Here is a 20,762-nt window from a genome sequence, read left to right on the forward strand (position 1 = left end):
GGCGCGCCCGCCGCGGGGGCCCCCCCCCCCCGCCCCCCCCCCGGGGGGGGCCCCCCCCCCCCCCCCCCTCGGCCGTCCCTGCCCACCCAGTCGGAGCGCGAGGGAAGCGTTTGGGTCAGTACATCATCAAGCGTGCGGCGAGCCTGGTCCTGACGCTGTTCGCGGCGTCCTTCCTGGTCTTCGCCGTGACCGAGTTCTCGCCCTCCAACGTGGCGCGCAAGACGCTGGGTCCCTTCGCGCTGCAGAGCCAGGTGGACATCCTCTACGACAAGCTCGGCCTGCGCGACACGCTGGCGGTCCGCTACGGCCGCTGGCTGGGCGTGCTGCTCGGCCTCAAGGCCGACCCCCTGCAGGACCCCGCGCTCGGGCTGCAGTTCAAGGACCCGCGCGGCGACCGGTATCTCGGCAATTTCGGCTATTCGACCCTCTACAAGGCGCCCGTCAACGACGTGATCTGGAGCCGGCTGCGGGCGACCGCGATGCTGGCCGGCATCGCCTTCGCGCTGATCGTGCCGGTGTCGCTGGCGCTCGGCGTGCTGGCCGGCATGCGCGAGGGCAGCGGGCTCGACCGAACCATCTCGATCTTCGGCATCGTCGCCACCTCGGTGCCGGAATTCGCCTCCGGCGTGTTCCTGGTCGCCGTCTTCGTGGTCACGCTGGGCTGGCTGCCCGGCACGAGCCCGCTCGATTCCGGCTCCGGCTGGCCGATCTGGACGCAGCTCGTCCTGCCCGTCACGGTGCTCGTCCTCTATGACGCCGGCTACGTGGTGCGGATGGTGCGCGGCTCCATGGCCGAGGTCATGAACAAGGCCTATATCCGCACCGCCGTCCTCAAGGGCCTGCCGATGCGCGACGTGGTGATGCGCCACGCCGTGCGCAACGCCATGATCGCGCCCTTCACGGTGATCCTGCTGCAGATCAACTTCCTGATCTCCGGCGTCGTCGTCACCGAGATGGTCTTCGCCTATCCGGGCTTCGGCCGCATGATCCTCGACGCCTCGCTGTTCGGCGACATCGCCCTCATCGAGGCCGCCACCCTGATCGCGCTCAGCATCGCGATCGTGACGCAACTGGTGAGCGACGTCGGATACGCGCTCCTCAACCCGCAGATCAGGCTGGCATGACCGCCGTCACGCCCGACCTCGCCCCCATCGCGCCCCCCGCCGAGCGGGCTCCGCCCAGCCTGCTGCGGCGCCTGCCGACCTCGCCGGTGGCGATGGTGGGGCTCGGGCTGATCCTGTTCTGGGTGCTGCTCGCCCTGCTCGCCCCGCTGCTGCCGCTGATCCCGCCCAACAAGCAGGACCTGATGGCCCTGGCCGATCCGCGCCCGTCGGCGGCGCACTGGCTGGGGGCCGACTTCAAGGGCCGCGACATCCTCTCGCGCCTGATCTGGGGCGCCCGGACGGTGCTCACCGTCGCGCCCGCGGCCGCGCTCGCCGCCTATGTGGTCGGATGCCCGCTGGGCCTCGCCGCGGGCTATTACGGCGGCAAGATCGACACGCTGATCAGCCGCCTGTCGGACATCATCCTGTCCTTCCCGATCATCATCCTCTACGTCATCCTGATCGCCAATATCGGGCCGTCGGTGCTCAACATCGTGCTCGCGGTCGTGGTGACGGCGGCCCCCGGCATCGCCCGCATCGTGCGCGGACTGACGCTGGAGCAGCGCCATCTCGACTATGTGGCGGCGGCGCAGCTGCGGCGCGAGAGCGCCCTCTACATCATGTTCGTCGAGCTTCTGCCGAACTGCCGCGGGCCGCTGATCACCGATTTCTGCCTGCGCGTCGGCTACACCATCATCACGATCGGGATCCTGGGCTTTCTCGGCCTCGGGCTGCCTCCCCCCGATCCCGACTGGGGCACCATGGTGAAAGAGGGGACCACGATGATCTCGGTCCGCCCGCACATGTCGCTGTTCCCGTCCATCGCCATCGTCAGCCTGATCCTGGGCTTCAACCTGCTCGCCGACGGCGTGCGCGAATTGTCGCTGAGGGAATGACATGAGCGCCGCCCCGTTGCTGAGCATGGAGCATGTCAAGGTCGAGTACGTCTCGTCGCTCGGGGCGGTTTCGGCCATCCCCGACCTGACGCTCGACATCCGCAGCGGCGAGAGCTACGGGCTCGTGGGCGAGTCCGGCTGCGGCAAGTCCACCCTGCTGATGGCCATCCTGGGCTATCTCGGCCAGACGGGCCGGATCGCGAATGGCAGGATCGTGTTCGACGGGCTCGACCTGACCCATGCGGACGCCGCCACCCTGGCCAAGGTGCGCGGACGCGGCGTCTCCATCGTCTACCAGGACCCCAACGCCGCGCTGAATCCGACCCTCACCATCGGCCGCCAGCTCATCGAAGTGCCCATGCTGCATGAGGGCCTCGACGAGAAGGCCGCCCGGGCGAAGGCCCGCCGCATCCTGGCGGACGTGCACCTGCCGGACCCCGACGCCGTCATGGAGCGCTATCCCCACCAGCTCTCGGGCGGCCAGAAGCAGCGCGTCGTCATCGCCATGGCGCTGCTGGCCCATCCCAAGCTGCTGCTGCTGGACGAGCCGACCACCGGCCTCGACGTCACCGTCGAGGCGGCCGTCCTCGACCTCGTCAACGAGCTGCGCGACAAATACGGGACCACGCTGCTCTACATCTCCCACAATCTCGGCGTCATCGCGAAGGTGTGCGACCGGGTGGGCGTCATGTATCTGGGCGACCTCGTCGAGGAGGCGCCGGTCGGCGAGCTCTTCGCCCGTCCGCGCCATCCCTATACGCGGCGGCTGCTCGCCTGCGTGCCGCGGCTCGATTCCGACAAGCACCGGACGACGTTCCTGCCCATCCCCGGCCAGCCGCCCTCCCTTTCGGCGCGGCCGCGCGGCTGCAGCTTCGGCCCCCGATGCGCCGGCTTCGACGCGCCGCGCTGCGGCGTGGCGCCCATCCCGGAGGAGCCCGTCTCGCCCGGGCACGCGGTGCGCTGCGTGCGCTGGCGCGAGCTGGACCAGTTCGAGAGCCGCGACATCGAGCATGTCACGCCGGCGACGCCCAGCCAGGACAGGGTGCTGGAGGCCGCGGACCTGTCCAAGGTCTACGAGCTCGGCAACGCCTTTTTCGGCTTCGGCTCGACCCGGCGGCTCATCGCCAACGAGGACCTCTCCTTCGACGCGAACAAGGGCGAGATCCTCGCCATCGTGGGCGAATCCGGGTCCGGCAAGTCGACCTTCGCCCGGATCCTGGCCGGGCTGCAGGACGCCACCGCCGGCAAGCTCACGGTGCTCGGCCAAGACCTGTCGCGCCTGCCGGCCCATCGCCGCACGCTGGAGCAGCTCTCCGCCGTCCAGATGGTGTTCCAGAACCCCGACGCCACGCTGAACCCGTCCCACACCGCCGGCTTCTCCATCGGCCGGGCGCTGAAGAAGTTCGGCGTCGCGACGTCCCGCAAGGACCTCGACGCCAGGGTGAAGGAGCTTTTCGGCATGGTGCGGCTGTCGCCGCATCTGGCGCGGCAGCGCCCGGGCCGGCTCTCGGGCGGGCAGAAGCAGCGCGTCGCCATCGCGCGCGCCTTCGCGGGCGATCCGAAGATGCTGGTGGCGGACGAACCTGTCTCGGCGCTGGACGTGTCGGTCCAGGCCGCCATCGTCAACCTGCTGCTGCAGATCCAGGCGCGGCGCGGGGCGACGATCGTCTTCATCAGCCACGACCTCGCGCTCGTCCGGCATCTCGCCGACCGGGTGGTGGTGATGTATCTCGGCCGCGTCATGGAGATGGGGCCGGTCGCCTCCATCTTCTCGCCCCCGTGCCATCCCTACACGGAAGCCCTGCTGGCCGCCGTCCCGGTGCCGGACCCGACCGTGAAGCAGAAGCATGTGCGGCTGGAGGGCGAGCCTCCGAGCCCCATCAACGTGCCGGCCGGGTGCCGCTTCGCGGCCCGCTGCCCGCGCAAGATCGGCGACATCTGCGACACCACGCCCCCGCCCGACAGGGACGCCGGCGGCGGCCACCTCATCGCCTGCCATATCCCGATCGAGGAGCTGCGGCGGGTGACGCCGATCTTCCAGCGCGCGCCTGCGCCGCAGACCGCCTGAGCGTCAGACGTCCTTGAGCAGGCGCAGCGCGTCGTAGACGGCCGCGTGGATGTTGCGCGAGGACACGGCGTCGCCGATCCGCCAGAGCGTGAACCGGCCGGCCGGGTTGGCCCGCACGGCCTGGGGCCGGTCCTGGGTCAGGGCGTCGTAGTCCACCTCGCCGAGATTGGTCGACAGCGGCTTCAGGGCGAAATAGAGGTCCTCGTTCGGCAGGCAGCCGTGCTCGACCACGATCTGGTCGGCCTCCTTCTCGACGGTCCGGCGGCCATACTCGTCCTCGAACGACGCCACCAGGGCGTTGCCCTCCCGGCGGACGCTGCGCAGGCGCAGATTGAGGGTGAAGACGACGTCGCGGCTCGCCAGCGCGCGGAAATACGCCGGGTAGTTGGTGCCGCCGACATCGGGCGCGATGACGCGCTCGGGCGAGACGAACTCCAGCCGCGAGCCCGCCTCGACGGCGTATTCCGCCGCCGTCAGGCCGGGGTGGCCGCCATGGTCGTCGTAGAGCAGCACGCGCTCGCCGGGCTTGGCCGCGCCCGACAGGATGTCCCAGGTGGTGGTGACGAGGTCATGCCCGGCGTCGAGGAAGCTCGTGTTGGGCAGCCCGCCGGTGGCGACGACCACGATGTCGGGCTCCTCGGCCAGGACGTCGGCCGGCTCGGCGTAGGCGTTGAAGCGCAGCGCGACGCCGTCGCGCTCGCAGGCCGCGACCCGCCAGTCGATCACGCCCTGGATCTCGCGGCGGCGGCGCAGCGCCGCCGTCAGGGCGACCTGGCCGCCCGGCCGGTCGGCCGCCTCGAACAGCACGACCGCATGGCCGCGCGCCGCCGCCACCCGGGCGGCCTCCAGCCCGGCCGGCCCGGCGCCGATCACGACCACCTTGCGGGCCGGTCCGCCCGATCGCGCCACCTCGTGCGGCATGGTCGCCTCGCGGCCTGTCGCGGCGTTGTGGATGCACAGCGCCTCGCCGGCGAAATAGATGCGGTCGATGCAATAGCCCATGCCCACGCAGGGGCGGATCTCCGCCTCGCGTCCCTCGGCGACCTTGCGGGCGATGTGCGGATCGGCGATGTGGGCGCGCGTCATCCCCACCATGTCGAGCTTGCCGCTGGCCACCGCATGCCGCGCCGTCGCCACGTCCTGGATGCGGGCGGCGTGGAACACCGGAAAGCGCGTCGCCGCCCTCACCTCGCCGGCGAAGTCGAGCGCCGGCGCGGAGCGCGCGCCCATGCCGGGGATGACGTGCGACAGCGCCTCGTCGGTGTCGATGTGCCCCTTGATGACGTTGAGGAAATCCACCTGTCCGGTCCCGGCGAGGCGCTGCGCGATGGCCAGCCCCTCCTCCCGGCTGAGGCCGCGGTCCCAGTCCTCGTCGCAGACGAGCCGGCAGCCGACGAGGAAGTCCGGGCCGACGCGCCGGCGCACGGCGTCCAGCACCTCCAGGGAGAAGCGCATCCGGTTCTCCAGGGCGCCGCCATAGTCGTCCTCGCGCCGGTTGGTCGCCGGCGACCAGAACTGGTCGAGGAGATGGCCGTACATCTCGAACTCCAGCCCATCCAGCCCGCCCGCCTGGCAGCGCTCGGCCGCGTCCGCATAGGCGGTCTTGATCCGCCGCAGGTCCCAGTCCTCGGCCGCCTTGGGGAAGGTGCGGTGGGCCGGCTCGCGCACCGGCGACGGGGCGACCACCGGCAGCCACTCGCCGGTCGACCAGCTGGTGCGGCGCCCCAGATGGGTGATCTGGATCATCACCGCCGCGCCATGCTCATGCACGTCGTCGGTCAGCTCCTTGAGCCAGCGGACGACCTCGTCGCGGTAGAGGACGATGTTGCCGAAGGCCTGCGGGCTGTCCTGGGCCACGACCGACGACCCGCCGATCATCGTCAGCGCGAGGCCGCCCTTGGCCTTCTCGCGATGATAGAGCCGGTAGCGGTCCTTCGGCATGCCGTCGACCGTGTAGGCCGGCTCGTGGGCGGTCGACATGAAGCGGTTGCGCAGCGTCAGCGACTTCAGCCGGAAAGGCTGCAGGAGGGGATCGCTGGTGAGGGTCGACGGCATCTCGCGCCTTTCTGTCGAGGCCGGGCCTGACCTGCGCCCAGCGTCGCACGGAGATTAAGGGGCGCCGCCGATCGCGCCATCCGCAAAGCGACGCCGCCTGGAAAAAGTCCGAAATGCGGGAACAACCGCGGATGCGACCCGTTGCCACTGCTCATCCACGGCCAGGGAGACAGAACATGGGGCGAGAGTTCCGTCCGAACACCATCGTCGTCGTCGAGGACGAAGAGGATATCCGCGCGCTCGCGGCGACCTTGTTCGAGGAGGCCGACCTGAAGGTGCGCGAGTTCGAGCGAGCCGATGCGGCCTGGGCGCATATCGAGAAGAACCCGGAGCAGATCGCGATCCTGTTCACCGACGTGAACACGCCGGGAAGCATGGACGGGCTCACCTTGGGCCAGAGGGTGAGCCAGCGCTTTCCCTGGATCCGGGTGATCGTGACCTCCGGCAAGGCGCTGCCCAGCGAAGCCGCGGGCGACGTGACGTTCCTGCCGAAGCCCTGGCTTCCGCTCGACCTCCTGATGGCGGCCGAGGATGGCCGCTCAGGCGACGCCCGCCACGCGTGAGCGCCACATAGGGCGTCGTCTCGCGCCGGAACCGAGCGAGCGCGCCCCTTTCCTCCGGCTTTCGATCGACAGCGGCGCAGTGGCCTCAAGGCCTCTGTCAAGTCGTCGCAAGATTGCGATCTGACGATTTTGCCGTTTTGTGTCTTCCCAGCGTCACACGGCTCGGTTAACCTCTTCGGCACAGGGAGAAGGTTGGAGGCCCATGATGACGCGGTTCACGCCGTGCGGCCCCATGCGAGCCGCTGAGGAAAGCATCTACTATCCCGACGACCTGCTGCCCAAGGTGCAGGAGACGCTGGGCGCTCTCGCCGACATCGAACTTCGTTACGAGCAGGAGCGGGCGCGTCTGGCCCGGCTCGATGGTCCGGACACCGCGCGGGTCCATGCCCGTCGCCGCCTGGACGACGAGCGCAAGCAGGAGCGGCTCGCCTTCGAGCGCCGCCTTTTCCGCCTGCATGAGCGCATGACCGAGATCGTGCTGCAGGATCTGCGCTCGGTGCATTGAGGCCTCGGCCTCGCCCCCGCCACAAGCCATTTACATCGCCCGAAAAGCCGGGACTATGCGTGATCGCATGTCCCGGTCCTTCAGGATGATCCATGAAGCTTCTCTACGCCGTCGCCTCGCCTTTCGCGCGCAAGGCGCTCGTCGTCGCGCATGAGCGCGGCCTCGAGTCGCAACTGACGCTGGTCACCAGCGCCGCGAGCCCCGTTGCGCGAAACCCCGACATCGTCGTCCACAACCCGACGGGCAAGATCCCGACGCTCATCCTGGACGACGGCACGGCGCTCTATGACAGCCGGGTGATCGCCGAATATCTCGACGCCCTGCAGGGGCCACGCCTGTTTCCCGCCGGCGCGGCCCGTTGGCCGGCGCTCTGCCTCCAGTCGCTCGCCGACGAGATGATGGGGGCCGCGCTGCTGATGCGCTACGAGGGCTTCATGCGCCCCGAGGCGCTGCGCTGGACCGAGTGGATGGACGGGCAGAAGGCCAAGGTCCTGTCGTCGCTCGATCACCTGGAGGAGCGCTGGATCGGCCATCTCGGCGGAGAGGTCGACATCGGGACCATCGCCGCCGCCTGCGGGCTCGGCTACCTCGATTTCCGCTTCGCGGATCTCGGCTGGCGCCAGGGCCATGACCGCCTGGCCCAGTGGTACGAGGGCTTTTCGGCGCGCCCCTCGATGGTCGCGACCGTCCCGGCCTGAGGCTCACGCCTCCCCGCCCATCTCGGCCAGCGCCCGCGCCCGGGTCCGGTCGAAATAGGAGGCCAAGGCCGGCCAGAGCGCGCGGCACTGGCCGGCGAGGTCGGCGGCGAGCGGCAGGTCGCCGGCCGCCAGCGCGGCCTGCATGCGGGCGTGGAGTTCGCCCAGCGCGGCTCCCGCCGGGCCGACCGTCTCGCGCGGCCCGAGCACCGTGAGGATCGGCGAGGGCTGGCTCCTGCCCTTGACGGCGATGCGGTCCAGTTCGAGGAACACGAAGGCGTCCGCGGCGGCGTCCGCGGTCTCCTCGCCCACCAGCAGGGGAACCGCGAAGGCCTTGGAGAGGCCCTCGATTCGTGAGGCGAGGTTCACGGGGTCGCCCAGCACCGAATAGTCGAAGCGCCAGCGCGAGCCGAAATTGCCGACGATGCAGTCGCCGGTGTTCACCCCCACCCCGACCGCGAAGCGCGGCGCCCCCTCCCCCTCCTCGACGGCGAGTTCGGCGTTGACCCGCTCGACCGCGTCCAGCATGGCGAGTCCCGCCCGCACGGCCCGGGCGGCGTGTTCGGGGGTGTTCAGCGGCGCGTTCCAGAACGCCATCACGCAGTCGCCGATATATTTGTCGATGGTGCCGCCATGCTCCAGCACCGCCGCCGACAGCGCCTCGAGCAGCCTGTTGATCAGGGTGGTCAGCCGCTCCGGCTCGTCGCGCAGCCGCTCGGAGATGGTGGTGAAGCCCCGGATGTCGCAGAAGAGCACCGTCAGCCGCCGCCGCTCGCCGCCCAGCCGCAGGGCGTCGGGATTGCGGGCGAGCTCCTCCACCATCGCGGGGTTGAGGTAGCGCGAGAACGCGTCCGAGACGGCCCGCCTCAGCTTGCGCTCGCGGGCATAGTCCAGGCCGACCCGGCCGGCGAACGCCGCCAGGGACGCCGCCATGGGCAACGCCGGCGAGGTCCAGACCCGGCCATGGCGCAGCAGCGCCCAGGACAGGACCGCGATCGCCGGGATCCACACCGCCGCCCAGAGCGCGCTGCGCCAGGACGACCGCCGTCCGGCCAGCAGCGAGGCGCCGAGTGCCGCCGCGAGGCCGAGCCCGAACGCGACCCACCAGGGCGCGGCCCGGACGAAGAGCCCGCCGCGCAGGTTGTCGTAGATCGTCGCCTGGATCTCGACGCCGGCCGTGAGCGTCCGCTCCCTCACCGTGTAGGCGGTCGGGAACGCGTCTCCTGCGCCGCTGTCGGCCTGGGGCGGATGGCTGAGGCTCAGGCCGACGAAGACGGTCTGGCCGCGCAGGCGCCCGGGCGGCAGGAACTGCTCGGGATCGAGCGCCTGGTAGTAGGAGACCGTGGGATAGCTCCGGGCCGGCCCGAAATACTGGATCAGCGCGCCCTCGGGCGCCGCGGCGGGCGCTCCGCCCGCGGCTTCGAGCGCCAGCGCGGCGAAGCCGGCCTGCTGGTCCGGCATGCGCCGCAGATAGGCGTCGGCGTCGAGGTCCACCGAGGTGGAGCCCGAGCGCGCCCCGGCCGCCAGCAGGGCCGGAAGGGGCTCCACCCGGCTCGTCTGCACGCCCTGCGGCATGGCGATGACGCTCTCTTCGGCCGAGAGCACCACGTCCGGCCCCATGGCGGCTGCGAGGGCCTGGTCGTCCTGGGCGAGCGACGGTTCGGAGAACAGGATGTCCAGCGCCACGACCTTGGCGCCCGCGCCCCGCAGCTTCTCCACCAGCCGGCCATGCAGGCTGCGCGGCCAGGGCCAGCGTTGCCCCACTTCGGCGAAGGACGGCTCGTCGATCGCCACGATGACGACGCCGGGTTCGGCCGGACGGGGCGGATCGACGGTCGAGAAGAGATCGTAGAGCCGCAGGTCCAGCAGGCGCAGCGGCTCCGACAGGAAGGCGAGGCCCAGCGCGGCCGCGACCGCCAGCGAGAGCAGATGCGGGCGCAGCGCGCTCTCCCGGCCGGCCTTGCGCGCCTGCGCCAGTTCGGCGGCGGGATCGCTGCGCCCCGGGCCCTTCATCTCAGAAACGCGCCGTCGCGGTCGCCGTCACGGTGCGGCCGGAGCCGAGCAGGCCGCTCGAGCGCTCCGCCTTCTCGTCGAAGATGTTGAACACCGCGACGCCCATCTGGAGGCGCCGGTCCGGCGTCTCCCAGGTCAGGCTGGCGTCCGTGGAGGCGAAGTCGTCGATGCGCGTTCCCGCGAGATCGCCGCGGCGCCGGCTGACGACGGTCTCGGCGACGGTCAGCTTCAGCCGCGAGGGGTGGACGAAGGTCAGTCCGGCCCGAGCGAAGCGCTCAGGCACGAAGGGCACGGGCAACCCGGTCGCCAGCCCGCGCGTGATCTCGCTGTCGGCCGCCCCGATGGTGGCGAAGACGCCGACGCCGCCGCCCAGCCAGAGATTGGCCGTCGCCGTCACCCGGTCGATCCGGGCCTTGTCGATCGCGAGCGTCGTCTGCAGGTTCGGGATGAGGATGCCGAGGTCCCCGGCCGTCTGGCGCTGGTACTCGACGGCGGTGAAGAACCTCTTCGACCATTCGGCGTCCCAGCGCAGGGCCGCAGTGCTCATCCGGCCCCCGAGCGACGCCGGCAGCAGGTTCGGGGCGATGCCGATCGTGGTCACGGGGGAGAGCGTGAAAGCGGAGGCCTGCTCGACGTCCTGGCGGTATACCGCCCGCAGCCACTGGCCCTCCCAGGGCGACACCGCAAGGCCCAGACGCGGGCCGAGCCCGCGGACGGTGCGCTCCTGGTCCGGCCCGGCCCGGACGGAGACCGCCTCCTCGGGCGCCCGCAGCAGCGTCCCGAAGAGGCCGGCCTCGGCCTCGAAGCGGTCCGACGGACGCCAGAGCGCGTCGGCGTAGACACGGCCGGACCGGAAGGTGGACCGGGTGCTGGTGAAGGCGGGATCGCCCTCCACCGGCGGGTCGAGGATGAATTGCTGGCTGAGGCTGGTCGCCGTCGCCCGGCCGACCTGTCCCTCCACGCCGTAGCGCAGCGACACGTCGCCGACGCCGACGGTGTGGTTCACCGCCGCCGTCGCGACGTCGAGCCGCTGCCGGTCGCGGACGGACGCCAGCGCCGGGAAGCTCACCGGGACGCCCGGAAAGGGCGCGAGCTCGAAGGCCGAGAGCGATCCCTGCCGCGTCGCCCCGGAGGCGGCCGTGACGGCGACGTTGAGCACGTTGCGGTCCGAGAAGGTGTGGCTCCACCCCAGGCCGACCTGCCCGTTCAACACCTCGTTGCGCAGGCGCGCCGTCCCTCCGCCATTGGCGAGCACGAAGCGCGGGTCGAGCCGGCTGAAGGAGCCGAACATCAGGAACCGGTCGGCGCTGCTCGGCGCGGATCCCACGAAGAAGGAGCCGTTCTGGCCGACGTCCCACTCGCGGGTGAGCGGATCGGGCGCCCGGATCGCGTTGGCCGAGACCACGAAGGAGGTTGGGTACGGCAGGTTCGAGAAGCCCTGGACGGTGAGGCCGCTCTGCCATCCGGCCCGCCCGTCCCGCGCCACGACGCCGCCGGAGACCTCGGTGTCGAGGAAAGGCCGGCGGATCAGGTCGATGCGCCCGGCCCGGCCCGCCACGGCGAGCGGATCATAAAGCAGGCCCTGGACGATGAGGTTGAACGCCTGCAGGTCGAAGGCGGCCGGGTCGTTCTTCAGGTCCGGCACCGTCTCCAGCAGCGACGGCAGGGACCGGGCGTTAGCCTGGTCGAAATAGCCCGTCGAGGTGAAGGGATCGAAGACCCGGTCGCCGTAATAGCGGGCCCAGGCGTCCAGCCCGATCAGCCGGTAGGCCTCCGACATGTAGGAGCCGCCGGCCTTGGTGTGGGCCAGGGGCGCATAGTAGCCGCCGCGGTTGCGGAAGCGCCGGACCGATTCCCGCGCGTTCTCGATGGCGTCGTCGGCCTTGCGCATGTCGATCGCGATGGCGGTGCGGGCCACCGAAGTGACAGGGTCGCTCGGGTCGAGCCGGTCGGCCGCGTCGAGCTGCTGCTCGGCCAGGTCCACCTGCCCGTCCATGTAGTAGCCGATGGCGGCGGCGAGCACGCCGTTCGCGTAGGACGGATTGGCGGCGGTGCCGGCGAGGAAGTACTCGATGGCCTTGGCGGAGTCGCCGCGCTGCAGCAGGAGCCGGCCCTTGGCCGTGTAGGCGACGTAGAAGGCGGGGTCGACCGCCAGCGCCTTGTCGATCAGCACCGCGGCCTCGTCCACGCGGCTCTGGTCGAGCAGCGTGATGGCGAGGTTGGCGTAGGCGACCGGGCTGTCCGGGTCGACCTCGATGGCGCGGCGGAACGCGGCCTCCGACTCGCGCTGGGCGTCGCGGGCGCTCTGGATCAGGCCGATGGCGTTCCAGACCTGGGCGTCCCCGGGCGCGAGGGCGGCGGCGCGCTGCAGGTCGGCGAGAGCGCCGTCCAGGTCGCTGTCGACGTCGCCCTTCAGCATGCTGCGGGTCAGCAGCACCAGCGGGTCGTCCGGATCGAGGCGGCTCAGGGTGTCGACGCGCTTGCGCATGGCGTCGCGCCGGTCCAACGCGTAGGAGACCTGCGCGCCGAAGGAGCCGAGCAGCGTGTCATCAGGGTGGAGGCGCTCGGCCGCCTCGGCGACCTTGGCGGCGTCCTCCAGGTTGTGGGTGAACCCGGTCAGGAAGGCCTTGAGCAGGGACGAGTAGCCGTCGCCCGACTGGATCTTGGGCTCCGGCAGGACGCGCCGCGGATCGGCCAGCGAGGCCGCGATGTATCCGCCATAGGCCGCCGTCACCCTGCGGCGTCCCGAAAGTCCGGCCTCGGCGCGCTTGAACAGCCGGGCGGCGTCGCTCCAGCGCCTCTCGCGCGCCGCGAGCGTCCCGGCGACGAGGTCCGCCCGGGCGCGCTGGCCCGGGGTGAGCCGGCCGGCCTCGGCCTCGCGCAGCAACGCCGCAGTCGTCTCGCGCGTCTCCCGGCCGAGCGAGACCTCGGCCAGCGTGAGCCGGTCCTCGACGCTGCGCGACGGCGGGGCGACCGCCTCGATGCGCGCCTTCTCCCGCCGCAGGGCGGCGCCCTGGAGCGGCGTCGCCGGCATCCAGGTGAAAGCGTCGCGCAGGGTGAGATGAAGCAGCATCTGCTCCCGCTCCTTGCGCTTCACCAGGATGATCTTGGTGGGGGCCGACCCGATGGTGGCGACGGCGGCTTCGCCCTGCCGCACCGTGACGGAGCCCTGGGGATTGGTGAGGTCGACCACCCCCTCGATGACGACCAGCGACGTCTTCGAACCGTCGACGGAGAGCGACCAGTCGGTGCCGCGGATCGTGGCGGCGGCGGCGGGCGTCTTCACCACCACGCCGGTCCCGCCGCGCGCGGCGCGGGCCCAGACGTTGCCGGCCGGGAGCTCGACGGAGGTGGGACGATCGCCGGAGGCGATGTCGTTGAGCACCAGGGTCGAGCGCGGGCCCACCCGGATCTGGGTCTGGTCGGAGAACAGAATGCCGAGATTGCCGATCGTGTTGGTGCGCAGCGTGTCGCCGCCGACGAGATCCTGCCGGATCTCCGCCGGGCGCCAGGCTTCGTCCTTCACGAAGCGCAGCTCCTCGCCGCCCTTGTTGGCCACGATGGCGCCGAGCGGCGCGGCCTGGCGCGGAACAGGCGCCTGGGCGAAGACGGGAAAGGACCAGCTCGCCGCCGCGAAGGCGAGGCCCAGCAGGCGGAACACGACATGCTTCATGCGCTCTGACTCATCGACACCGCGGCCCGGCCTGCGCCGCTGACGAAGAGCGGCGCCTCGGCCGGACCCCATCTTCGCCACATTTTCGACAGTGTCCGCGCAGGTCAAGAAAGCAACTCACGGTTGTCTTCAGAAGAAGAGTGACCGTGTTCAATCCGTCACGCCGGCCCTCGCCTGTGCGCGATCGCACATCGCAGCGGCGCTTCAGGTCCCGCGGCCGGGCCGACGGCCGACTCGCGCCCGCCATGGCCGCGCTTGTCCTCGCGGCTTCACCGGCGTAAGAGAACGCGCCGGGCCGGACGCGCAAACGCGATGCCGGCCCACTCCTTTTTCAGCCAAACCTTGGGACCTGACCCGCATGACGGCCCAGCCCCGGATCTCCTTCGTCTCGCTCGGTTGTCCGAAAGCGCTGGTGGACAGCGAGCGGATCATCACGCAGCTGCGGGCGGAGGGCTACGAACTGGTCAAGACGCATGAGGGCGCGGACGCCGTCATCGTCAATACCTGCGGGTTCCTGGACAGCGCCAAGGCGGAATCGCTGGCCTCGATCGGCGATGCGCTGGCCAAGAACGGCAAGGTCATCGTCACCGGCTGCATGGGAGCCGAGCCCGAGCAGATCCGAGCCGCCCATCCGGGCGTGCTCGCGATCACCGGGCCGCAGGCCTATGAGAGCGTCGTCAGCGCCGTCCACGAGGCCGTGCCGCCGGCGCATGACCCGTTCATGGACCTGGTGCCGCCGCAAGGCGTCAAGCTGACGCCGCGCCACTACGCTTATCTCAAGATTTCAGAGGGTTGCAACAATCGCTGCACCTTCTGCATCATCCCCAAGCTGCGCGGCGACCTCGCCTCCCGGCCGGTCGGCGACGTGCTGCGCGAGGCCGAGAAGCTCGTGAAGGCGGGCGTCAAGGAGCTGCTGGTCGTCTCCCAGGACACCTCCGCCTATGGCGTCGACATGCGCTACGCACCGAACCCCTGGCAGGGCCGCGAGGTGCGCACGCGCTTCTACGACCTCGCCAAGGAGCTCGGCGAACTCGGCGCCTGGGTGCGGCTCCACTATGTCTACCCCTACCCCCATGTCGACGAGGTCATCCCGCTGATGGCCGAGGGCAAGGTGCTGCCCTATCTCGACATCCCGTTCCAGCACGCGTCCCCGACGGTGCTGAAGGCCATGCGCCGCCCCGGCAACCAGGACAAGACGCTGGAGCGCATCCGCGCCTGGCGCGAGATCTGCCCCGACCTCGCCATCCGCTCCACTTTCATCGTCGGCTTCCCGGGCGAGACCGAGGAGGATTTCGAGACGCTGCTGTCCTTCCTGGACGAGGCCCGCATGGAGCGCGTCGGCTGCTTCAAATACGAGCCCGTCACCGGCGCGACCGCCAACGACCTCGGCCTGCCGGTCGTGCCGGACGAGGTGAAGCAATCACGCTGGGACCGCTTCATGGCGCGCCAGCAGGCCGTCAGCGCCAGGCGCATCGCCTCCCGGGTCGGCCGGCGCATCAAGGTCATCATCGACCAGCCCGGGCCCACCGTCTCCAAGGGCCGCTCCCAATGGGACGCGCCGGAAATCGACGGCAATGTCTACGTGGCGAGCCGCCGGCCACTGCGGGCGGGCGACATCGTCACCGTCAAGGTCGAGCGGGCGGACGCGTATGACCTGCACGGGGTGGCGGTGTGATTTGTCAACACACCGTTGACAGATCTGATTGAGCTCTGCATGCTCTGGCCATTGTGATTGGCCATTTTCGCTCGAAGACGTTGCGACAATTCTGGGAAGACGGCCGCACGCGCGGCCTCAGGCCGGATTGGCTTGCGCGCGTCGGGCGCATTCTGGACGCCTTGGATCAGGCGGAGGCCGCGGCCGAATTGAACCTGCCAGGATTGGGCTTTCACGCGCTTACGGGGGACATGAAGGGACGCTTCGCCGTAACCGTCTCTCGCAACTGGCGAATAACGTTCGCGCTCGAAGGTGGAATGGCGACGGACATCGATCTGGAGGACTACCATGGCTAGCGTGAGGTCGCCCGGCCGTTGCCCCACCCATCCGGGCGCGCTGCTGCGGGAAGACATCCTTCCTGCGGTCGCGAAGTCGAAGACGGAGATCGCGGCGCTTCTCGGGATCTCGCGCGAGACCTTGTATCGTCTGCTGCGGGAAGAGCAGAGCGTCACGGCTGAACTGGCCGCGCGCCTCGGCAAATTGTTTGGGAATGGCCCGGGGCTTTGGCTCCGCATGCAAGCCGCGCATGACGAATGGCGGGCCCAGCAAATGGACGTGTCCGCCATTCCGACGCTCAGCGCCGCATAGGCCGCAATAGCGCTGGACGACCTGTCTGCACCAGGTCGGCCGTTCCAGCTCCTCGAACAAACATCATCGCGTTCCACCAACCCGTTTCCACATGGTGGAATGATGCGCCTGGGACCCGCGGGCCAGCGGCGTGCAAAACCGAGCACCACGGTTGCACCCGGAGGCGAGCGGATCGCCTCCGGGGAAACGCCCGCTTACTTCGGCAGCTTGTCGTCGATGCCCTTCACGTAGAAGGCCATGCCGAGCACCTGCTCGTCGGACAGGTTCGCGCCGCCCTTGCACTCCACCGTCTTGCCGTCCTGGTCGACGACCGGGCACTTGAACGGGTTCAGCGCGCCGGACTTGATGGCGGCCTCGGTGTCGGCGGCCAGCTTCTTCACGTCGTCGGGCATGTTGGTGAAGGGGGCCATGTTGACCATGTTGGCCGCAAAGCCGCCCCAGGTGTCCTCGGACTTCCAGGTTCCGTCCAGCGCGGCCTTCACGCGGGCCACGTAGTAGTCGTTCCAGTTGTCGACGATGGAGGTCAGCGTCGCCTTGGGGGCGAAGCGGATCATGTCGGAGGCCTGCCCGAAGGCGAGCTTGCCGCGGCTCTCAGCCTGCTGCAGCGGCGCCGGGCTGTCCGTGTGCTGGGTGATGATGTCCGCGCCCTGGTCGAGCAGCGCCTTCGCGGCGTCGGCTTCCTTGCCGGGGTCGAACCAGGTGTTGGCCCAGACGATCTTGACCTTGATGGCCGGGTTCACGGATTGCGCGCCCAGCATGAAGGCGTTGATGCCCGACACCACCTCGGGGATCGGGAACGAGGCGACGTAGCCGATGGTGTTCGACTTCGTCAGCTTGCCGGCGATGACGCCCTGCACGTAGCGGCCTTCGTGGAACTTGGCCGAGTAGGTCGCCAGGTTCTTGTCGCGCTTGTAGCCGGTGGCGTGCTCGAACAGCACGTTGGGGTACTTTTTCGCCACCTTGACGGTCGGCTCCATGAAGCCGAATGAGGTCGTGAAGATCAGCTTGTGGCCAGTGCGGGCGAGCTGCTCGATGGAGCGCTCGGAGTCGGCCTCCGGCACGTTCTCCAGGAAGGTGGTCTCGACCTTGTCGCCGAGCGCCTTCTCGACCGCGAGACGGCCCTGGTTGTGCTGGTAGCTGTAGCCGAAGTCGCCGATCGGGCCGACATAGATGAAGCCGACCTTGAGTTTGTCGGCGGCGGCGGCCGGCGTGGCCAGCCCGGCCGCGACCGCAATCGCGCCGGCGACCTTGAACAATGTGCGCATTCTCGTCTCCACTCCCCGGGTAATCAATAAGCAGGTTGGACCGTACCCGACCCGATCCTTCCCGAAAACATCAATCGGATCAGCGATCCGGCACGAAGGACGTCCCCAGCGACCCCGGCGCGGCGGCCGCCTTGCGACGCCCCGCCGACATGATCACCAGCGCCACGATGGTCGCCACATAGGGGAAGGCCGACATCACCTGCGAGGGGAAGCCCAAGGAGGCCGCCTGGGCGTGCAGCTGCAGCACCGTCGCGCCGCCGAAGAGGTAGGCGCCGAACAGCACGCGCAGCGGCTTCCAGGAGGCGAAGACCACCAGCGCCAGCGCGATCCAGCCGCGGCCGGCCGTCATGCCAGGCGACCAGAAGGGCGTGTAGACGAGCGACAGATAGGCGCCCGCCAGCCCGGCGCAGCCGCCGCCGAACAGAATCGCGAGCAGGCGCACCTGCATCACCGGCAGGCCGAGCCAGTGCGCCGAGGTGTGGTTCTCGCCGATGGAGCGCAGCGTCAGCCCCGCGCGGCTCCGGCCGAGGAACCACAGCACCGCGCCCGCGAGCGCGAGCGAGAGGTAGACGAAGGGGTCCTCGCCGAAGAGCAGGCGCCCGACGCCCGGAAGCTCCGTCAGGCCCGGAATGCGGATGGCCGGGATCGCCTCGCGGCTCGTGCCGACGAAGCCGGCGCCGATGAGCCCGGACAGGCCGAGGCCCACGATGGTGAGCGCCAGCCCGGTCGCGACCTGGTTGGTGGCGAGCCCGAGCGTCAGCAGCGCGAACACCGCCGAGAGCGCCACGCCCGCCGCCACCGCGGCGAGGACGCCCAGCGCGGACGAGCCGCTCAGCGTGGCGGCCGCGAAGCCGCAGGCGGCGCCCACCGCCATCATGCCCTCGATGCCGAGATTGAGCACGCCAGCCCGCTCCACCACGAGTTCGCCCAGGGCGGCGATGAGCAGCGGCGTGGCCGCGGTGATCACCGTGATGAAGACGGCCTGCCAGATGTCCATCTCAGGCCCTCGCCATGGTGACGATCCGCACGCGGTAGGACACCAGCGCGTCGGCCGCCAGCACGCACATCAGGAGCACGCCCTGGAAGGTGCGGGTGAGGTCCAGCGGCAGCTTCAGGGCGATCTGCGCGCTCTCGCCGCCGATCACCGTTAACGCCACCACAAGCGCGCCGAACACCATGCCGAGCGGATGGAGGCGGCCGAGGAACGCCACCGTGATGGCCGTGAAGCCGTAGCCCGAGGAGATGCCCGGCTTGAGCTGGCCGATCTGCCCCAGGACTTCGAGCACGCCCGCGAGCCCTGCCGCCGCGCCCGAGATCGCGAAGGCGGCCAGCACCATGCGGTTCGCGTCGAAGCCGGCGAACCGCGCCGCCTTGGGGGCTTCGCCGGCGACGCGCACGCCGAAGCCGAACAGGGTGCGGCTGATCACGAACCACGCGACAAGCACCAGCACGGGCCCCAGCAGCACGCCGGCGTGAAGCCGGCCGCCGTCGGCCAGAAACGGTAGCGTGGCGTCGAAATTCACCGTCTGGGGGAAGTTGAAGCCCTTGGGGTCGCGCCAGGGGCCGCGCACGAGATAGTCGAGCACCAGGTCGGCGACATAGACCAGCATCAGGCTGGTCAGGATCTCGCTGACGCCGAAGGCCACGCGCAGCAGCGCCGGAATCATCGCATAGGCGAGCCCGCCGAGCGCGCCCATGACGAGCGCCAGCGGGATGACCCAGAAGCCCGCGCCGGAGCCCGCCGTGTAGAGCGGCAGGATGGAGCCGACCAGCGCGCCGATGATGAACTGGCCCTCCGCGCCAATGTTCCAGAGGCTGGCCCGGAAGCAGAAGGAGAGCCCGACCGCGATGATCAGCAGCGGCGTGGCCTTCACGGCCATCTCCTGCAGGCCCCAGCTCTCCGACAGCGTGTCGACGAAGTAGACCTGGAAGGCGGCGGCCGGCGAGCGGCCCATGATGGCGATCACGACGCCGCCGATCAGCACGGCCGCGATCACGGCCGCCACCGGCGCGAGCACGCGAGCCCAGGGCGAGACGTCCCCGCGCGGGACGAGTTCAAGCCGCATGGGGGCGCTCCTCGGCCGTGCCGGCCATCAGCAGGCCGATCTTCTCGCGATCGATCTCGCGCGCCGGGTAGGTCGCCGACAGATGGCCGTCATGGATCACCGCGATGCGGTCCGCGATGGCGAAGATCTCGTCGAGGTCCTGGCTGATCACCACCACGGCCGCCCCCCGCGCCGCGAGGTCGATCAGCGCCTGCCGGATGGTCGCGGCCGCGCCGGCGTCCACGCCCCAGGTCGGCTGGTTGACGATCAGCACGCCGGGCTCGCGCAGGATCTCGCGCCCGACCACGAATTTCTGCAGGTTTCCGCCCGAGAGCGTGCCGGCGGGCGGATCCACCCTGCCCTTGCGAACGTCGAAGACCCGGATGATCTCGGCCGCGACCGCCTTCGCGGCGGCCGCATCCACCAGCCCGTTGCGGGCGACGCCGCCGGTGGCGTGGCGCGACAGCACGACGTTCTCGGACAAGGTGAGCCGCGGCGCCGCGGCGTGGCCGTTGCGCTCCTCGGGCACGAAGGCCGCCTTGCGCCGGCGCCGCGCGTCGATGTCGTCGCGGCCCACGTCGACGCCGTCGATGCGCACGGCGTCGGCGGTCTCGGCCCGGGACTCGCCCGACATGGCGGCGAAGAGCTCCGCCTGGCCGTTGCCGGCGACGCCCGCCACCCCGACGATCTCGCCGCCCCGCACCGCGAGGTCGACGCCTTTCATCGCGACGCCGTGGATCTCGTCCGGCGCCAGCGACAGCGCGTTCAGCTCGAAGCGCACGGGCCCGAGCTGGTGCGCGGCGGCGGCGCGGACCTCCATCACCTCCGAGCCGACCATGAGGCTGGCGAGGCGCCGCACGCTCTCCTGGCGCGGATCGCAGGCGGCCACGACCTTTCCGGCGCGCATCACGGTAGCGCCGCTGCAGAGCCGCTTCACCTCCTCCAGCCGATGGGTGATGTAGAGGAGGCCGCAGCCGCCGGCCGCGAGCTTCTCCAGCGTGACGAAGAGGGTGTCGGCCTCCTGCGGGGTGAGCACCGAGGTGGGCTCGTCGAGGATCAGGAGCCGCGGCTCGCGCAGCAGCGCCCGGACGATCTCGATGCGCTGGCGCTCGCCGGCCGACAGCGTCCAGACCGGCCGGCCGGGCTCCAGCGCGAGGCCGTAGCGCTCGCCGACCGAGGCGATGCGGGCCGCGATGGAGCGCATGTCCTCGCCCTTGGGCAGGGCCACCGCGATGTTCTCGGCCACGGTCAGGTTGTCGAACAGCGAGAAGTGCTGGAACACCATGCCGATGCCGAGCCGGCCGGCGTCCTCCGGATTGGCCAGCGTCACGGGCTGGCCCTGCCAGCGGATCTCGCCCTCGTTGGGCTGCAGGAGGCCGAACAGGATCTTGACCAGCGTCGACTTGCCGGCGCCGTTCTCGCCCAGCAGCGCATGGATCTCGCCGGCGCGGATGTCGAGATCGACATGGTCGTTGGCGGTCAGGGTCCCGAACCGCTTCACGATGCCGCGCAGGCTCACGAGCGGCGGCTCGCCCGCCGGGCCGTCCTGATCCACCCCGCCCGCCATCGCTACCCCTCG

Annotated in this window: 16 protein-coding genes; 9 read left to right on the forward strand and 7 right to left on the reverse strand. The window is 70.4% G+C overall.

Features of this window, described 5'->3' with window-relative positions; genetic code table 11:
* The first annotated feature begins 110 nt into the window (after positions 1–110).
* From ACYVO7_RS19795 to ACYVO7_RS19805, 3 genes are read left to right on the forward strand one after another with little or no spacing between them, the layout of a single operon-like run.
* Positions 111–1,124 (forward strand): ABC transporter permease, encoded by a 1,014-nt coding sequence (locus tag ACYVO7_RS19795; RefSeq protein WP_460451533.1) that lies wholly within the window; start codon positions 111–113, stop codon positions 1,122–1,124.
* Entirely contained in the window at positions 1,121–1,999 is an 879-nt protein-coding gene (locus tag ACYVO7_RS19800) for an ABC transporter permease (RefSeq protein WP_460451534.1), read from the forward strand. Before ACYVO7_RS19795 ends, ACYVO7_RS19800 begins: the two co-directional genes overlap by 4 nt.
* Before the next feature lies 1 nt (position 2,000).
* A complete protein-coding gene (locus ACYVO7_RS19805) occupies positions 2,001–4,067 on the forward strand; it encodes an ABC transporter ATP-binding protein (protein ID WP_460451535.1) in 2,067 nt (688 codons plus the stop codon).
* Positions 4,068–4,070: 3 nt separating this feature from the next.
* Here ACYVO7_RS19805 and ACYVO7_RS19810 read toward each other — a convergent pair whose 3' ends face one another.
* The gene (locus tag ACYVO7_RS19810) at positions 4,071–6,122 is read right to left on the reverse strand and encodes an oxidoreductase (protein ID WP_460451536.1); all 2,052 of its coding nucleotides are present in this window, start codon (positions 6,120–6,122) and stop codon (positions 4,071–4,073) included.
* Positions 6,123–6,298: 176 nt separating this feature from the next.
* On the opposite strand from ACYVO7_RS19810, the gene ACYVO7_RS19815 reads away from it, so the two are divergent.
* From ACYVO7_RS19815 to ACYVO7_RS19825, 3 genes are all read left to right on the forward strand, one after another.
* Positions 6,299–6,685 carry a response regulator gene (locus ACYVO7_RS19815; protein WP_460451537.1) on the forward strand — a complete coding sequence of 129 codons (387 nt, stop codon included), beginning with the start codon at positions 6,299–6,301 and terminating at the stop codon, positions 6,683–6,685.
* Between the two features lie 205 nt (positions 6,686–6,890).
* A complete protein-coding gene (locus ACYVO7_RS19820; RefSeq protein ID WP_460451538.1) occupies positions 6,891–7,190 on the forward strand; it encodes a hypothetical protein in 300 nt (99 codons plus the stop codon).
* Positions 7,191–7,282: 92 nt separating this feature from the next.
* Entirely contained in the window at positions 7,283–7,888 is a 606-nt protein-coding gene (locus ACYVO7_RS19825) for a glutathione S-transferase (protein WP_460451539.1), read from the forward strand.
* Positions 7,889–7,891: 3 nt separating this feature from the next.
* Here the strand turns inward: ACYVO7_RS19825 and ACYVO7_RS19830 are convergent, their stop codons facing one another.
* Both ACYVO7_RS19830 and ACYVO7_RS19835 read right to left on the reverse strand, forming a co-directional pair.
* Entirely contained in the window at positions 7,892–9,898 is a 2,007-nt protein-coding gene (locus tag ACYVO7_RS19830; protein ID WP_460451540.1) for a CHASE2 domain-containing protein, read from the reverse strand.
* Position 9,899: 1 nt separating this feature from the next.
* Positions 9,900–13,571, reverse strand: a complete 3,672-nt coding sequence (locus tag ACYVO7_RS19835; protein WP_460451541.1) for a tetratricopeptide repeat protein — start codon at positions 13,569–13,571, stop codon at positions 9,900–9,902.
* Positions 13,572–13,929: 358 nt separating this feature from the next.
* Between ACYVO7_RS19835 and rimO the strand changes: the two genes are divergently transcribed.
* The 3 genes from rimO to ACYVO7_RS19850 are packed head-to-tail and all read left to right on the forward strand — an operon-like array spanning position 13,930 to position 15,873.
* Positions 13,930–15,246: a 30S ribosomal protein S12 methylthiotransferase RimO gene (gene rimO / locus ACYVO7_RS19840; protein WP_460451542.1), complete on the forward strand. Its 1,317-nt coding sequence runs from the start codon at positions 13,930–13,932 to the stop codon at positions 15,244–15,246.
* 53 nt (positions 15,247–15,299) lie between these two features.
* Positions 15,300–15,581, forward strand: coding sequence for a type II toxin-antitoxin system RelE/ParE family toxin (locus tag ACYVO7_RS19845; protein ID WP_460451543.1), 282 nt, complete (start codon positions 15,300–15,302; stop codon positions 15,579–15,581).
* The gene (locus tag ACYVO7_RS19850) at positions 15,574–15,873 is read left to right on the forward strand and encodes a HigA family addiction module antitoxin (RefSeq protein WP_406857869.1); all 300 of its coding nucleotides are present in this window, start codon (positions 15,574–15,576) and stop codon (positions 15,871–15,873) included. The genes ACYVO7_RS19845 and ACYVO7_RS19850 overlap by 8 nt, the downstream gene beginning before the upstream one ends.
* 194 nt (positions 15,874–16,067) lie before the next feature.
* On the opposite strand, the gene ACYVO7_RS19855 is transcribed toward ACYVO7_RS19850, so the two are convergent.
* The 4 genes from ACYVO7_RS19855 to ACYVO7_RS19870 all read right to left on the reverse strand — a co-directional run bounded on the left by ACYVO7_RS19855 (position 16,068) and on the right by ACYVO7_RS19870 (position 20,750).
* Complete coding sequence (locus ACYVO7_RS19855) at positions 16,068–17,138, reverse strand: BMP family ABC transporter substrate-binding protein (RefSeq protein ID WP_460451544.1); 1,071 nt, start codon at positions 17,136–17,138, stop codon at positions 16,068–16,070.
* Between the two features lie 79 nt (positions 17,139–17,217).
* Positions 17,218–18,135, reverse strand: a complete 918-nt coding sequence (locus ACYVO7_RS19860) for an ABC transporter permease (protein ID WP_460451545.1) — start codon at positions 18,133–18,135, stop codon at positions 17,218–17,220.
* A 1-nt stretch (position 18,136) separates the two neighbouring features.
* Positions 18,137–19,204, reverse strand: a complete 1,068-nt coding sequence (locus tag ACYVO7_RS19865) for an ABC transporter permease (protein WP_460451546.1) — start codon at positions 19,202–19,204, stop codon at positions 18,137–18,139.
* A complete protein-coding gene (locus tag ACYVO7_RS19870) occupies positions 19,194–20,750 on the reverse strand; it encodes an ABC transporter ATP-binding protein (RefSeq protein ID WP_460451573.1) in 1,557 nt (518 codons plus the stop codon). The genes ACYVO7_RS19865 and ACYVO7_RS19870 overlap by 11 nt, the downstream gene beginning before the upstream one ends.
* Between the last annotated feature and the right edge of the window lie 12 nt (positions 20,751–20,762).

This window comes from Alsobacter sp. SYSU BS001988 (genome assembly GCF_054796215.1).